Below are 13,421 nucleotides of genomic sequence, written 5' to 3'. Positions count from 1 at the left end.
TATAGTATTATTGGTCAATGACCAATTGGTAAGCATCAGCATCCATTAACTGATCCAAACCTGATAAGTCTGTTGTTTTAACACAAAAAATCCATGCCCCATAGGGATTGTCATTGACCTGCTCAGGTTCATCAACGAGGGCTGAATTGACCGCAAAAATTTCTCCGGAAACCGGACTGAATAAATCGGAGGCTGTTTTAACCGACTCAACTACCGCACATTGCTCTTGCGCTGCAATTTTACGCCCTAATTCAGGTAATTCTATATAAACCAAATCGCCCAATTGTTCTTGGGCAAAATCAGTTATACCTACACGAACAACATTATCATCCTCCACATGCGCCCATTCGTGTGTCAGCGCATATTTTAAGTTTTCCGGTAAATGATTCATGGTTGACTCTCTCAAAAATTAATAAGCTGAAAATTTAAAGGATCTCGGTGCTGGATTAAGGGCTATTTTTGACTCTTTAACATTTAATCGTTAACCTTGGCGCACTATATTAACAAACATCATTAAAACATGCCTGAGATACTGATCTATACAACCAATATTTGCCCTTACTGCATTATGGCTAAACGTCTGCTCGACAAAAAAGGAGTTTCTTATACCGAGATTAATGTCGATGCCCAAACGGGGATGAGAGAAGAAATGATGCGTAAAACAAAGCGCCGAACCGTACCGCAAATTTATATTGGCGATCTTCATGTGGGCGGATTTGATGACTTACATGCACTTGAGCAGCAAAAAAAATTGGATACCTTGCTTAAGCTTGCTTAGAGTCAGGTAAGCGGTCGATTAAATAGATCCAGAAGTAGTGAGTAATAATTGCGCACATTTTAAATGTGCTAAGGCTTTAAAAAACAAGCTTGATTATTATTCAACAGTTATGGTCGAGCGTGTTACGATTATCAAAAATAAAGGGCATTACTGGATCGCAAAAAATTATTGTTGTTGTGTAATATAAAGCTAACCAATAAATTTATAAGGCGGTTATACGGGTTTATCCTGTAATAATCAGTAAGTAAACCGGATGCAATTTTCTACCTGACCAACAATAAAAATTATCAATGAACTCGATTCAGACTCCTATATCTTCACCCTGTATCAGGAAATGTTGTTTGAATGATGAGGATATCTGTGTGGGGTGTTTTCGTTCGCTTAATGAAATTATCCGCTGGACTCAAGTTGATGAAAAAACTCGTCGTCACTTTATGGACAATGTTGAAAGTCGTCAACGGTAATCCCATAATTAATGGCTATTGAATATTTATCTTGTCGAAAAAAAACAGTGCATGAACAATAACTTGAGGATACCTTAAATGAAACAATTGCATAGAAAAGATTTATTTGGCTGGTCAGAATTTAACAAGGAACGTAATCTGGATTTTCATAGCGTGCTTTGGGTGCGTGACGGCGGTAATGTTTTAATAGATCCTCTGCCTATGTCAGAACATGATCATAGTCACCTACAACGCTTGGGTGGTGTCAATTTTATCGTTATTACTAATAGCGATCATTGCCGTGATACTGAAAATATTGCCGGTAGTACAGGTGCACCGATTTATGGCCCCGCAGGTGAAGAAGATACCTTTCCAATTTGTTGTGAACGCTGGTTGCACGACAATGAAGAAGTCGTTCCGGGGTTGATTGCTTATCAACTGGAAGGATCAAAAACACCGGGAGAACTCGCATTACTTTTGGAACATACTACCTTAATAACCGGTGATTTAATTCGTTGCCAAATTGCCGGTGAATTATGTATGCTGCCGGAAACAAAACTGGCTGATGCACACAAGGCAATTCAATCGGTTAAACGTATTTCGGACTTACCCGGCATTAAAGCAATTTTAACGGGCGATGGCTGGCCAATATTTAATCATGGTAGCGAAGCGTTACATCGCTTGGCAAAGGCGCTTTAATCAGCAACTAACAAAGCCAGTTTGCAGGCTATTCATTAACTGAGTGCTTAAGACCTGCAGGCTGCTCAAAAAGCCTTGATATAGTCTTAATAGGTATCTTTTAATACTTATTAATGCTTAATCAACACCGGCAAAGTCGTTGATTTAATCCGGATATCGTTTTAGAAATTGAAGCAACAGCTTACCGACACTGAGCTAATAAAGTTGGATACCGAATGAATTTTTTGATTTTGTATTTTATGAAAACATCTTCTATTATTCAACTCATGTGTCAAATAATCGGCCATTTAAGAATCAGAAGGATAAAAAGTGTATATAATTGATTTAAGGAAGAGTCCGCGAAGGTTATTCATAACTTGTAAGTTGGACGAACGACGTAAAATTACCCATGAATTTGGTTCATCTGAATGGTTTACAGCTATAAAAAATAATAACGTGGATTGTCCCGATTTTAATCGTCGAAAACTTGAAAATCCTATTGATAACAGATGCTTGTCTGATCGTCGTGAATCATTAGTTACAGAAACTACCCTGAGTAAAAAAAAAACGTCTATTTTTCTTACTCAGGGGGAAGCAAAGTTAATTGAAGATATCTACTTAATGGATTTAGAATAGCGGGTTAGTGAATCTCGCTCATAGATAAATGCCACAGATTTGTAGATTAAATGTAAAAACTCATTCCTGTCAGTAATTTTCATTATCTGCAACGGTTACAGCACAGAGCAGCAAATTACCCTCCATATTTAATAGTGACAGATTTCCTGGTTTAACTTTTAACTGATTTTTCAGGTTAATCGTTCAGCAATTTTTCATTGCTAATACCATGTGGCACATGAGCTGTGGCAACATGTTGAGCGGCAGATTTACAGTGTCCTCTTTGGTCATCAAAGAAAATATCCGCACCAAAAGCTTTCAAAAAATCACCTTTAGACATTCCCCCCAAAAAAAGCGCTTCGTCGATACGAATTTCCCACGCTCTCAATGTTCTTACCACTCGTTCATGAGCAGGGGCTGAGCGTGCAGTAACCAGCGCTGTTCTAATAGGAGATAATTCAGAGCCAAACTGGGATTGAATATGATGTAAAGCCTTAAGAAAATCCTTGAAAGGGCCTCCAGGTAAAGGTTTTTTGGCTTCATGACGTTCATTTTCAGCAAAGACAGCCAAACCTCGCTGTTGATAAATACGTTCTGATGCATCTGAAAATAATACTGAATCCCCATCAAATGCTATTCGTAACTGACTTGAAGAGTTTGTTAATGACGAGCCACATAAGATTGTTGCCGCAGCAAAGCCGGCATCCAGTGTCTTGACGACATCATCAGCATTTGCAGACAAAAACAAGTGTGCTCCAAATGCAGACATATAGTGATAGGGTGATGAGCCACTGGTAAATGCTGCACGGGTAATGTTTAATTTATGATGCGCAATGGAATTAAAAATTCTCAAGCCTGTATCGGCACTATTTTGCGACAACAGGATTATTTCAACCAGGGGATCATCCGGGCAACTGGCATTGATAGCTAGTAACTTTTTAACTAAAGAAAATCCGTATCCTGGAGCCAGCACTTCATCTTCATGTTTTATTTGATAGCGACAGAAAGCTTCTTTACCCTGCGTTTCAAATATCGTATGAGAATCATCCAGGTTAAATAAAGCCCTGGATGAAACAGCTACCACCAGTTTTTGTTTTTTCGATGACATTACTTATTATCGACAGAAATGTTGTTTAAATGGTGCGATTTTTTTATTCTGGCAGCATAGGAGTTTGCATTCGTTTTATTTTTAAAACTACCCAGCTTAAGTCGATACCATTTGGTATTATTCATATCAACCTCTATTACTTTAACAGGTATACCTTTTTGTATGAGTTGGTCAGCTTTCCTTTTAGCATCACTTTGTTTTTTGTAGGCGCTCAGATTAACTGACCAGCCTGATGCCGTTTTGGTATTGGGTATTTTTTTTTCTGAGGAAGCGGGTTTAACAGATGCTGATTTTTTTTCTGCCAAATGTGAGGCATTGGTATTTTGTTTATCAATGGATTTATTAATACTGGCAATGGCTTTGGTGTTATTTTTTGATTGCTCCAGTGATGCCTGTGATTGGCCCATGATCTGTTTTTGTAGGGTTAATTTTTTTTCCAGTTCAGATGTCCGGGTTTCTAAATTGTTGATTTCTGGTAAGTGCCGACCAAGTTCATTGATCTTTTGATTTAACTGTTCAATGGATATATCGCTATTGTTAAGGTCCATATCAGCATTTTTTTCAGGGCCACTGCCACTATCTTCTTCAATAATGGATACCATATCAGTCAGTTTTGACATTTTAGTTTGCATATTGGCAATGATGATTGCCATGACAATTGAAGCCAATACAGCTGCAATAGCAAAACTCAGTGCAGTGTAAGTGATAAGGTTGGATTTTTTAATGTTATTTACAGGGGCATTTTGTTGTTTTTTAATCGCGTTCTGTTTAGTTTTAATGCTATTGAATGATGTTGCCTCGGGATCCTTATTGGCAACTTCTTTGCGATAAATTATCTTGGTATCAGATTGGGCCTGGCTGATGGTTTCAGTTTTATCTTCCGTTTTCAAAGTGTTGTTGTCCAGGGCTTTATCGGAGAGTAATACGCTTTTCTTGGCTTTGAAAATATTTTTATCTGTCAGAATGGCATTTTGTTCTTTAAAAGGCACAGTAAGCTCACCAGCTTGATTAATACCATCAATTACCAAGGCTTCTTGAATTTCATTGTCATCAGTATTTTTGGTCGCTGGTTCATCAAGGTCTGAAGTTGAGCGTCTACTTGCTGCTAACAGGGTTTGTTCTGTTTGCTCAAAAGGCTTAATGAAAAATTGATCAACATTTGAGAGTTCACCAGCTAAATCTATATCATCAATTGCCTTGGCATCGGCTTCCTTATTTTTTCCTGCCCATTGATTCGCGTCAAAACCGGTGTCAACAAGTAATCTGTCAATGGCATCTTCTTCATCAGGTACGCCAGCCAAATCAGTATTGGAGTCAAGTGCTGAAGCCGAGAAACTATCGGTCAAATGTAACGTCTCAGCTGCCCAATTATCCATATTTCTGTGATTTCCTTTCAGCTCGTCATAGGCTTTAAAATCCGGCCTGACAAGTAATCGGTCAATAATTTCTTCATCATCAGAAAAATTATTTAAAGTGACTGGGGAAGGGTATTCTTTGCCCGACATAACATCCAAATCGACCAAGATAAAATCGTCTTCCCCCGCGTTGACGTCAGCGGAAAAGCTATTCCTTCTGTGTTTTTGTTTTTTAGTCATGGTTGAGGTTCTTGGCTAAAGTAAAAAATAACCACAAAATTGAATTTGTGGCTTTTTATTGATATTTTGAATATATTGCCTTATTTTAATACCAATAAAATTTAATGTTCGCATAAGTTTTATGTTTTTAATGCTAAACTTTCAAAAAAACTTTTTTTAAAAAAATACAATGCAACTAGCTATTACTGTTTTAGGTAACAATCACATTAATTTTATTGGAGAAATACTACCCGTTGTTCGTGATTGCAACTGTAATATTTTAGAAATAAGATCCTCCCATCTAGGTCAATCTGTTGCCGCTTACTTGCTTATTCAAGGTAACTGGAATCAAATTGCCAAGTTTGAAAATACGCTGGATAGTATCCAAAAGCGTCTGGAAATAAAAGTCCATACTTTACGTCCTGATCAAAAAGATAAGGACAAAGGTAAAGATTGCATACCTTACTCATTGGAAACTATCTCTCTGGATAAGGATAGCGTCGTAGAGTCTATTACCTCATTTCTGTTTGATCGTGATATAAGTATCGAAGAAATAACGGGCAGTTCATACCAGGCTCCTTATATTCAATCAGCAGTATTTTCAACCAAATTTATCGTTTTAATTCCACAGCAACTGCCTCTCTTGTCATTACGGGAAGAGTTTTTGGATTTTTGCGATCATTTAAACATAGATGCAATTCTTGAGCCTATAAAACGCTAGGAGTTATTATGAGCCAGATTAATGTCGGTACGGTTATTCCTGATTTTGAGGCAATGTCTACTGGTGATAAAACTATTAAATTGACTGATTTTCGAGGTCGATTTGTCGTCATTTATTTTTATCCCAAAGACAATACACCAGGTTGTACTCAGGAGGGTCAGAGTTTTCGGGATAATATTGAAAAATTTAACTTATTAAATACCGTTATACTCGGCGTGTCGCGTGATAGTGTTGGTGTCCATGAAGGCTTTAAATGCAAGCAGGAATTTCCCTTTGACTTACTGTCAGATAAGGATGAAAAGCTGTGCGAATTATTTGATGTTATAAAAATGAAAAATATGTATGGCAAACAGGTTCGAGGTATCGAGCGCAGTACTTTCCTCATTGACCCTCAGGGCATACTGATCGGTGAATGGCGTAAAGTAAAAGTTAAAAACCATAGTGAAGATATTTTAGAGGCTTTAACTGAAGTTTCTAAAGCATGATCATAGGCGGTGAGGGCCTGATGGCCTCTTAACGTATTATAAAAGTCAATATTACTTGGTTGATTTTATGCCGGAAGGGCAATTTTTTACTGCCATAAGCATCAGGTGTTAAGGCTTTTGATAAGAAGTTGGATACAACCGTCCTGTAATATTAAAAACGTCAGTTGTCATTTTGATTATTAGAATTACCCTATTATTACTGTTCTTTGCTTTTGCCGTATTGATATCGGCAGACCTGTTGCTGGCACTGGATATGCCGATGCTACCTGAGCTTATCACTCAATTGGGTTTGGCCTTCCTGTTAACTGCGATTGCTTTATTAATAATAACGGGATTATTGGTTATAATTAAGCTGATTATTGCCGCCTGTTTGGAATATTTTTCCGCGAAACAGCGCTTGCAGCGGCAGTTATTATTTATTCAATCTCAACAGGATCGTTTAAAAAAGTTGTTTTTTTTTAGAGCAACACAAATTAATTATTTTAATGAAACAAAAAGAAAGCAATTGTTAACGGTTAATAATCGCCAACACATTGACTCTTTATCCAAAGCCATCACTAAAGACTTGCAGTTGATTAAACATCAGCTATCAAAAACAACTTATCTGCAATTACAACAAGAAAATTCCCGGTATCGCGATCAACAAGATATTGAGGCTCTATTAAAATTACAGCAAAAAATAGCCACTTTTATTTAGGTAATGACGACTTTAAAAAATCGGGTTTTCACCTTGATCAAGCTTTTTCATTCAGTTAAAGATGAAAATCTGCAATGGCAAGCAAGCAACCTGGATCAACAGATTAAACTTAAACACACCAGGGTAATCGCCGAGAAAGCTCTGGAAGCGGAATTAAAAAATAAAAGTGTTCAGTTGGCGCATGAAATTACCTTGCTGCAAACCAAAAATGCTACTGAATTATCCATGCTTAAAACCAAGTGTAAGCAGGATATTAAGGACTATAAGCAGTACCTGATATCATTGGACCGGCTCAAACAATCAATAAAGACAAGTTATACTCATCTGCCTGAAGCAGTTGCTTTCACCATTCATCATCATGCCAAACAACTATTGAACCAAATGTGGGAAGCGGAAGATTTTGAACAAAAAATGCAGCACGAGATACAGTTGATTAATTTTATGACCACGGTACATGAAGATGCGCGTCTGCACCTGGAGGGCACAACTACCGAAAAGCTGCCGGAAAGAACGCTAAACTTGATTCAACAGAAAGGTAGTGGGTTAACCCGGCAACCTCGCTGACAGTAGTTTTGCAAAGGCAGTTACGAAGGAAGCTTTTGATTTTGTAATCTCCCTGCCGGTATTGATAACGTGGTTCAGCTTTATTGGAAAAACGAATCCTCTCCTTCATCGTTTTCCAACTCCAGCGATTTGCCAGGGATTATTTTTTCTTCCATGGCCCACTCACCCAAGTCGATTAATTTGCAACGTTCACAGCAAAAAGGTTTAAATTCCTGTTCAGGCGTCCACTCAACGGGACGCTGGCAATTGGGGCATTTTACAGTGATTGGTTTACCGGTTGATGACATTAGAATAAACAGCAGGTTAGCTTAAAGGGAATATCATTGGTACTTTGTTTTGGACGGTTATCATCAGTAGATGCTTCCATAAAACGGATGGTACACCGATGTTTGCCGCCACTTATTTCAGCAAAACAGGATAGTGACTTATCCAGACTTATCTTGATAAGTTGGAAAGGTTGGTTTTTATCCAGAGAAACCTGGAAAAAACCCGCAACAGCGACTTCCTGTTTGGCTGATCGACTGTTACGTATAAAATTAAGAATAAAATCAATCGCGGTGTGAATATCAATAAACGGACTGCTCCAGTGTTGCAGGTTTTTTACGCGAATAGCTTCATCCTGTTCAAGCCAGTAATGGTACTCGGGTAAATCAAAAGAGCAAGTGCCGCCAGGAATAGAGCTGCGCTGGCTAATACTTTGAAATAAATCACTTTCCATGATATTGATACCGATTTTTCCGGTAATCGCATAAAGTTTTTTACTGATGCCGGCAAGCTGGTCAAGAATATCTTGCAATTTTTCCTTATCAACCCCTTCGCTGTCGGCAATTTTATTAAGCACCGTTGCTTGACGATCAAGTTCTTTAATGATTTCTGATTTTAGATCGTTACGCCGGAAAATCGACATGATATCAAGTAGCACGGTGATGGCTGCACGTTTATCGGCAATAGATTCCCCTACTGAAAAGTGCATGAATTGTTGAAATAGTTGCTCAAGTCTTATGAAAACACGGATTCGTTCATTGAGTGGAAATTCATAAGTAATAGTATTATTCACAGACAAGTTTATCCTGGAAATTGCTTAATGAAAGATAGAAATTGTGCAGTTTTTTAACGGCTTCTGCAAGTCTATCATCGGTTTTCGAGTTATCGAGCAGATCATTGGCTAGCGATTTTCTGACATCGCGTGATACTTGACTATCAATAATGGACTGTATTCTTGCTATCGTCATATTATCGCGTTTTTGTAAACGTTCGATTTGGATTTTAACCGGACAGTCGACAACCAGTACCCTGTCGACCAGATGAGCCATATTGGTTTCAAATAATAACGGGATACAAATTATGCAGTATGGCACCTTTAATAGATTAAGTTCTGCTTGTATGGCTTGATAGACCAATGGATGCAGAATAGCTTCCAGTTTTTGCTTTTTTTGGCAATCCGAAAATATGAGTTCTTTAAGCTGTTTTCTGTTTAGCGAACCGTCTACATTGAGTACGTCTGCGCCATATTCTCTCTGTATCTGTGCTAATGCCGGTTGCCCGGTAGCAACCAGTTGATGCGCTATTTCATCAGCATCAATAACCGGTATTTTTAATTGCTCGAAAATTTTGGTAACGGTACTTTTACCACAACCTATGCCGCCGGTTAGGCCGATTTTGAGCATGAGATTACAAACCTGCTGTCGTTAAATAAAACTGATTGATATCGTCACCCCACAATAGTGCCAACCATCCGGCGAGTGCCAAATAGGGACCAAATGGAATAGGGATAGTATGATCGCGTTTGGCAAAAATAATCAGGGATACGCCAATAATTGCGCCTACCAGTGACGATAATAAAATAATAAGGGGTAAACATTGCCAACCCAGCCACGCACCAAATAAAGCCAGTAATTTAAAATCACCAAAGCCCATGCCCTCCTTGCCGGTTGCCAGTTTAAATACATGAAAGACGACCCAAAGACTTGTATAGCCGACTATGGTACCTATAATACTGGCATGCGTGTCAGTAAAAAAACCAAACAGGCTCAACAACAAGCCCAGCCAAAGTAAGGGCAGTGTTATGTTATCGGGTAATAACTGGTGGTCTATATCAATAAAGCTCAGGGCAACCAGCGACCAGGTTAGTACCAAGGCAAAAACAGTTTGCGGAGAATAGCCAAAATGCCAGGCCACTATGGCCGATGTTAGGGCAGTGAGCGCTTCTATAAGCGGATAGCGTAAAGAAATTGGCTGGCTACAAGTTGCACAGCGACCCTTTAAAAAAAGGTAACTGATGACGGGGATGTTTTGGTAAGGCTTGATCGGTGTTTTGCAATGAGGGCAGCGTGATAAGGGCAAAGACAGATTAAAGGGTTCTTGCCGTGTATTTGTTTCAATAGTGTCTATTTGCAAATATTCAGTGCACTCCTTACGCCAGTTTTGTTGCATCATTACCGGTAATCGATAAATAACTACATTGAGAAAACTACCGACTATTAATCCAATAAGACTCGCCAAGGTTACCAGTAAATAAGGGGTTGTTAATAAGATATGTAGCTGCTGTATCATGACCTATATAAAAAAGTGGGTGTAAAAGCATTTGCTATAAAAGCTCGCATAACGGTTTTTTTGTCAGGTTTAGCTGACAGCCGCACCCATTTTGAAAATGGGTAAATACATGGCAACAACCAAACCACCAATCAGAGTGCCTAAAATAACCATAATAATCGGTTCCATTAAGCTGCTTAAGTTGTCGACGAGATTATCCACTTCTTCTTCGAAAAAATCGGCGACTTTAGCCAGCATTGCGTCCATTGAGCCGGACTCTTCACCGATAGCAACCATCTGCTGCACCATATGTGGAAAAAGTTTGGTTTGCAGCATGGCAACCTGCAGTCGTTGGCCGGTTGCGACTTCTTCGCGCATTTTTAATACCGCTTCGGCGTAAATAATATTACCACAAGCGCCAGAGACTGATTGTAACGCATCTACCAAAGGCACGCCTGCCGCAGACATGGTTGATAAGGTTCTGGCAAAGCGGGCAATCGCGGACTTGTTGATAATCATACCGACTACAGGCACTTTTAGTAAGGTTTTATCCAAAAAGTGATTAAAGGGCCGTGAGCGTTTTTTAAAATAACCAAACACATAAATAACAATAATAATAATGCCAAGTAAAATCCACCACCATTCTTTCATCCATTGGGACATATTGACAACCATGCGGGTAAACGCCGGTAAATCGGCACCAAAACTCTTAAACATGTCTTCAAATACCGGTACGACAAACAACAGAAGAATAGCGGTAACAATAAAAGCGACCACGATTACGGCAATAGGGTAGCCCAGTGCTTTTTTGATTTTTTTCTTCATGGACTCGGTTTTTTCTTTGTAAGTCGCAATTTTATCCAGCAGTGTTTCCAGTACCCCGGCTTGCTCGCCGGCATCGACCAGATTACAAAATAATTCATCAAAATACAGAGGTTTTTTCTTTAGCGCTTCCGCCAGGGTATCACCGGCTTCAATATCCGCTTTTACGCTTAACAGCATATTTTGCATGCTGGGGTTTTCATGGCCTTTGCCGACAATATCAAAGGATTGAACCAGCGGTATACCTGCACCCAGCATAGTCGCTAACTGCCTCGCGAAAATGGCGATATCCGCAGGGGTAATTTTTTTTAACCGTGGGCTAAAAAACGGCTTGGATTTTTTCTTTATTTTAGTGACGCGATAGCCTTGTCGTCGTAATTCGGTTTTTGCTATCAGCTCATTTTTAGCGGCGATAATTCCATTGGTTTTTTTTCTGTTTTTATCGACGCCTTGCCAGATAAAATCAAGTTGCTCAACAGGATCTGCCATAATTACTCCTTGGTTACCCGATCAATTTCTTCAAGACTGGTGATACCCATGCGTACTTTATTTAAGCCTGAGGCACGAAGGTCATTGATGCCTTCAGCTTTTGCCTGCTCTGCCAATTGCATGGCATTGCCGCCTTCCAATATCAGCGCGCGCATGTTTTCACTCAAGGTCATTACCTGATAAATACCGACCCGGCCTTTATAACCATTGGTACAGTGCTCACAACCTACAGAACTATATATTTTAAGTGTCTTTAACTCGTCTTCTGTAAAACCTGCAGAGACAAGAATATGCTCGGGAAAATCAGCCGGGATTTTACAGTACTCACAAAGACGTCGCGCCAGACGCTGAGCCATAATCAAAATAACAGCAGAGACTATGTTGAAAGGCTCGATGCCCATTTGCATCAAACGGTTTAATGTTTGCGGGGCATCATTGGTATGTAAAGTTGATAATACCAAGTGACCGGTTTGCGCGGCTTTTACGGCAATATCAGCGGTTTCCAAATCCCTGATTTCACCGACCATAATAACATCGGGATCTTGACGCAAGAAAGCCCGTAAGGCGCTAGCAAACGTCAAGCCGGCTTTAACGTTCATATTTACCTGATTGATACCTTCTACAGTAATTTCAACGGGGTCTTCAGCAGTACAAATATTGCGTTCGATACTGTTGAGTAGGTTTAAACCGGTGTACAGCGTCACCGTTTTACCGCTACCCGTAGGTCCTGTAACCAGAACCATACCGTAAGGTTTGTTAATGGCATGGAGAAAAAGCTTTTCTTGTTCAGGCTCAAAGCCCAGTTTTTCGATACCAATCTGCGCACTGGTAGGGTCCAAGATACGCAAAACCACTTTTTCACCGAATAATGTGGGGCAGCTATTAACACGAAAATCAATCGCAAGGTGCTTGGACAAGTTCATTTTTATACGCCCATCCTGCGGTACTCGACGTTCGGCAATATCCATTTTAGCCATCACTTTAACCCGGGATATTATTCGACTGGCGATATTGGTTGGCGGACTGGCAACCTGATACAGTATGCCATCCGCTCTGAAACGAATACGAAAGTTTTTTTCATAAGGTTCCATGTGTATATCAGAGGCGCCTTTTTTTATGGCATCCAACAGGATTTTGTTCACAAATCTAACAATCGGCGCGTCATCAATATCGGTGTCGATATCGGTTTTGGTGGATTCTTGGTCGCCGCCGCTAATATCAAGATTATCAAGGTCTTCGTCAAGAAGATCAGTCATTGAGGTATCAACGACTTCCAGGGCAATTTCAATAGCCTTGGCCAGCTTGTTTTCTTCGACCAGAATGGTTTCTGGATGTAGCCGACTTTGAAATTTTATTTCATCCAACGCCAAAAGGTTGGTTGGATCAGATTGGGCTATAAATAGTATTTTTCCCCGCATAAACACTGGCAAAATGCGATGTTTACGGATCAGTTTTTCGTTGATTAGACTAATTGGCAAACTATGGAGATCAAGAGCATCGAGATCAAGAAAGGATACACCGTATTCATTTGAGGCTTTTGTTGCGACCACTTTACTGTCAACAAGATGACTTGCAGCAAGATAGCTTAATAAGGGGAGATTGTTTTTTTGTGCTTCCTGGTTATGAATTTTGGCTTCACTTTCCGTAAGCAAACCTTCCAGAATTAAGAACTTTATAAAACCACTAAGCTGAAAATCTGTGGGTGCAGTGGGCATATATTGATTAACGGGTTGGTGGTATAAAAACAAGGCACAAAATCCTATGTGTAATGTTGAAAAATTCTATTATATTTTAGCCGGCAATACAACGGAGAATAACTGTTAGTCTGTTTTATAAAAGATAAGCAGGCAACTTTACATGGTGGCGCATCATTGGCCATCATCAGCTACCAATGATGAGATTGGCTTGTAATTAC

General features: G+C 39.4%; 17 protein-coding genes. 8 read left to right on the top strand and 9 right to left on the bottom strand.

The genetic code is table 11. The features are described from left to right. Nucleotides 1–7 precede the first annotated feature (7 nt). Entirely contained in the window at nucleotides 8–391 is a 384-nt protein-coding gene (gcvH, locus tag KKZ03_RS17695; RefSeq protein ID WP_243218104.1) for a glycine cleavage system protein GcvH, read from the bottom strand. A 129-nt stretch (nucleotides 392–520) separates the two neighbouring features. Here gcvH and grxC point away from each other — a divergent pair, with 129 nt between their 5' ends. The 4 genes from grxC (at nucleotide 521) to KKZ03_RS17675 (ending at nucleotide 2,535) form a co-directional block, all read left to right on the top strand. Further along, nucleotides 521–778, top strand: coding sequence for a glutaredoxin 3 (gene grxC, locus KKZ03_RS17690; protein ID WP_243218103.1), 258 nt, complete (start codon nucleotides 521–523; stop codon nucleotides 776–778). 290 nt (nucleotides 779–1,068) lie between these two features. Continuing rightward, the gene (locus tag KKZ03_RS17685; RefSeq protein ID WP_243218102.1) at nucleotides 1,069–1,242 is read left to right on the top strand and encodes a DUF1289 domain-containing protein; all 174 of its coding nucleotides are present in this window, start codon (nucleotides 1,069–1,071) and stop codon (nucleotides 1,240–1,242) included. Nucleotides 1,243–1,320: 78 nt separating this feature from the next. Next, nucleotides 1,321–1,920 (top strand): MBL fold metallo-hydrolase, encoded by a 600-nt coding sequence (locus KKZ03_RS17680; RefSeq protein WP_243218101.1) that lies wholly within the window; start codon nucleotides 1,321–1,323, stop codon nucleotides 1,918–1,920. Between the two features lie 309 nt (nucleotides 1,921–2,229). Then, nucleotides 2,230–2,535 (top strand): hypothetical protein, encoded by a 306-nt coding sequence (locus tag KKZ03_RS17675; protein ID WP_243218100.1) that lies wholly within the window; start codon nucleotides 2,230–2,232, stop codon nucleotides 2,533–2,535. Nucleotides 2,536–2,710: 175 nt separating this feature from the next. On the opposite strand, the gene KKZ03_RS17670 is transcribed toward KKZ03_RS17675, so the two are convergent. Further along, nucleotides 2,711–3,622: a 5'-nucleotidase gene (locus tag KKZ03_RS17670; protein ID WP_243218099.1), complete on the bottom strand. Its 912-nt coding sequence runs from the start codon at nucleotides 3,620–3,622 to the stop codon at nucleotides 2,711–2,713. Then, nucleotides 3,622–5,217, bottom strand: coding sequence for an SPOR domain-containing protein (locus KKZ03_RS17665; protein ID WP_243218098.1), 1,596 nt, complete (start codon nucleotides 5,215–5,217; stop codon nucleotides 3,622–3,624). The genes KKZ03_RS17670 and KKZ03_RS17665 overlap by 1 nt, the downstream gene beginning before the upstream one ends. A 169-nt stretch (nucleotides 5,218–5,386) precedes the next feature. On the opposite strand from KKZ03_RS17665, the gene KKZ03_RS17660 reads away from it, so the two are divergent. The 4 genes from KKZ03_RS17660 to KKZ03_RS17645 all read left to right on the top strand — a co-directional run bounded on the left by KKZ03_RS17660 (nucleotide 5,387) and on the right by KKZ03_RS17645 (nucleotide 7,663). After that, complete coding sequence (locus tag KKZ03_RS17660) at nucleotides 5,387–5,917, top strand: glycine cleavage system protein R (RefSeq protein ID WP_243218097.1); 531 nt, start codon at nucleotides 5,387–5,389, stop codon at nucleotides 5,915–5,917. An 8-nt stretch (nucleotides 5,918–5,925) separates the two neighbouring features. Continuing rightward, entirely contained in the window at nucleotides 5,926–6,402 is a 477-nt protein-coding gene (locus KKZ03_RS17655; protein WP_243218096.1) for a peroxiredoxin, read from the top strand. A 172-nt stretch (nucleotides 6,403–6,574) separates the two neighbouring features. Further along, nucleotides 6,575–7,099 carry a hypothetical protein gene (locus tag KKZ03_RS17650; protein WP_243218095.1) on the top strand — a complete coding sequence of 175 codons (525 nt, stop codon included), beginning with the start codon at nucleotides 6,575–6,577 and terminating at the stop codon, nucleotides 7,097–7,099. Between the two features lie 3 nt (nucleotides 7,100–7,102). Then, entirely contained in the window at nucleotides 7,103–7,663 is a 561-nt protein-coding gene (locus KKZ03_RS17645) for a hypothetical protein (protein ID WP_243218094.1), read from the top strand. An 80-nt stretch (nucleotides 7,664–7,743) separates the two neighbouring features. Here KKZ03_RS17645 and yacG read toward each other — a convergent pair whose 3' ends face one another. From yacG to pilB, 6 genes are all read right to left on the bottom strand, one after another. Continuing rightward, on the bottom strand, nucleotides 7,744–7,950 hold the full coding sequence (gene yacG, locus KKZ03_RS17640; protein WP_243218093.1) for a DNA gyrase inhibitor YacG: 207 nt from the start codon (nucleotides 7,948–7,950) through the stop codon (nucleotides 7,744–7,746). Continuing rightward, nucleotides 7,950–8,720 (bottom strand): cell division protein ZapD, encoded by a 771-nt coding sequence (gene zapD, locus KKZ03_RS17635; RefSeq protein ID WP_243218092.1) that lies wholly within the window; start codon nucleotides 8,718–8,720, stop codon nucleotides 7,950–7,952. Before zapD ends, yacG begins: the two co-directional genes overlap by 1 nt. Continuing rightward, on the bottom strand, nucleotides 8,713–9,330 hold the full coding sequence (gene coaE, locus KKZ03_RS17630; protein WP_243218091.1) for a dephospho-CoA kinase: 618 nt from the start codon (nucleotides 9,328–9,330) through the stop codon (nucleotides 8,713–8,715). The genes zapD and coaE overlap by 8 nt, the downstream gene beginning before the upstream one ends. Before the next feature lie 4 nt (nucleotides 9,331–9,334). Then, complete coding sequence (locus KKZ03_RS17625; RefSeq protein WP_243218090.1) at nucleotides 9,335–10,216, bottom strand: A24 family peptidase; 882 nt, start codon at nucleotides 10,214–10,216, stop codon at nucleotides 9,335–9,337. A gap of 69 nt (nucleotides 10,217–10,285) precedes the next feature. Next, complete coding sequence (locus tag KKZ03_RS17620; protein WP_243218089.1) at nucleotides 10,286–11,506, bottom strand: type II secretion system F family protein; 1,221 nt, start codon at nucleotides 11,504–11,506, stop codon at nucleotides 10,286–10,288. 2 nt (nucleotides 11,507–11,508) lie between these two features. After that, on the bottom strand, nucleotides 11,509–13,221 hold the full coding sequence (pilB, locus tag KKZ03_RS17615) for a type IV-A pilus assembly ATPase PilB (RefSeq protein ID WP_243221668.1): 1,713 nt from the start codon (nucleotides 13,219–13,221) through the stop codon (nucleotides 11,509–11,511). Between the last annotated feature and the right edge of the window lie 200 nt (nucleotides 13,222–13,421).

The sequence above is a fragment of the Methylobacter sp. S3L5C genome (genome assembly GCF_022788635.1).
Lineage (GTDB): Bacteria > Pseudomonadota > Gammaproteobacteria > Methylococcales > Methylomonadaceae > Methylobacter_C.
This window is presented reverse-complemented; position numbering and strand designations above follow the sequence as displayed.

Coding starts and splice junctions, on each gene's coding strand:
- KKZ03_RS17655 (WP_243218096.1), top strand. CDS start 5,926: ATGAGCCAGATTAATGTCGGTACGGTTATTCCTGATTTTGAGGCAATG.
- coaE (WP_243218091.1), bottom strand. CDS start 9,330: ATGCTCAAAATCGGCCTAACCGGCGGCATAGGTTGTGGTAAAAGTACC.
- KKZ03_RS17685 (WP_243218102.1), top strand. CDS start 1,069: ATGAACTCGATTCAGACTCCTATATCTTCACCCTGTATCAGGAAATGT.
- yacG (WP_243218093.1), bottom strand. CDS start 7,950: ATGTCATCAACCGGTAAACCAATCACTGTAAAATGCCCCAATTGCCAG.
- pilB (WP_243221668.1), bottom strand. CDS start 13,221: ATGCCCACTGCACCCACAGATTTTCAGCTTAGTGGTTTTATAAAGTTC.
- KKZ03_RS17660 (WP_243218097.1), top strand. CDS start 5,387: ATGCAACTAGCTATTACTGTTTTAGGTAACAATCACATTAATTTTATT.
- grxC (WP_243218103.1), top strand. CDS start 521: ATGCCTGAGATACTGATCTATACAACCAATATTTGCCCTTACTGCATT.
- KKZ03_RS17680 (WP_243218101.1), top strand. CDS start 1,321: ATGAAACAATTGCATAGAAAAGATTTATTTGGCTGGTCAGAATTTAAC.
- KKZ03_RS17645 (WP_243218094.1), top strand. CDS start 7,103: ATGACGACTTTAAAAAATCGGGTTTTCACCTTGATCAAGCTTTTTCAT.
- gcvH (WP_243218104.1), bottom strand. CDS start 391: ATGAATCATTTACCGGAAAACTTAAAATATGCGCTGACACACGAATGG.
- KKZ03_RS17620 (WP_243218089.1), bottom strand. CDS start 11,506: ATGGCAGATCCTGTTGAGCAACTTGATTTTATCTGGCAAGGCGTCGAT.
- KKZ03_RS17625 (WP_243218090.1), bottom strand. CDS start 10,216: ATGATACAGCAGCTACATATCTTATTAACAACCCCTTATTTACTGGTA.
- KKZ03_RS17665 (WP_243218098.1), bottom strand. CDS start 5,217: ATGACTAAAAAACAAAAACACAGAAGGAATAGCTTTTCCGCTGACGTC.
- KKZ03_RS17670 (WP_243218099.1), bottom strand. CDS start 3,622: ATGTCATCGAAAAAACAAAAACTGGTGGTAGCTGTTTCATCCAGGGCT.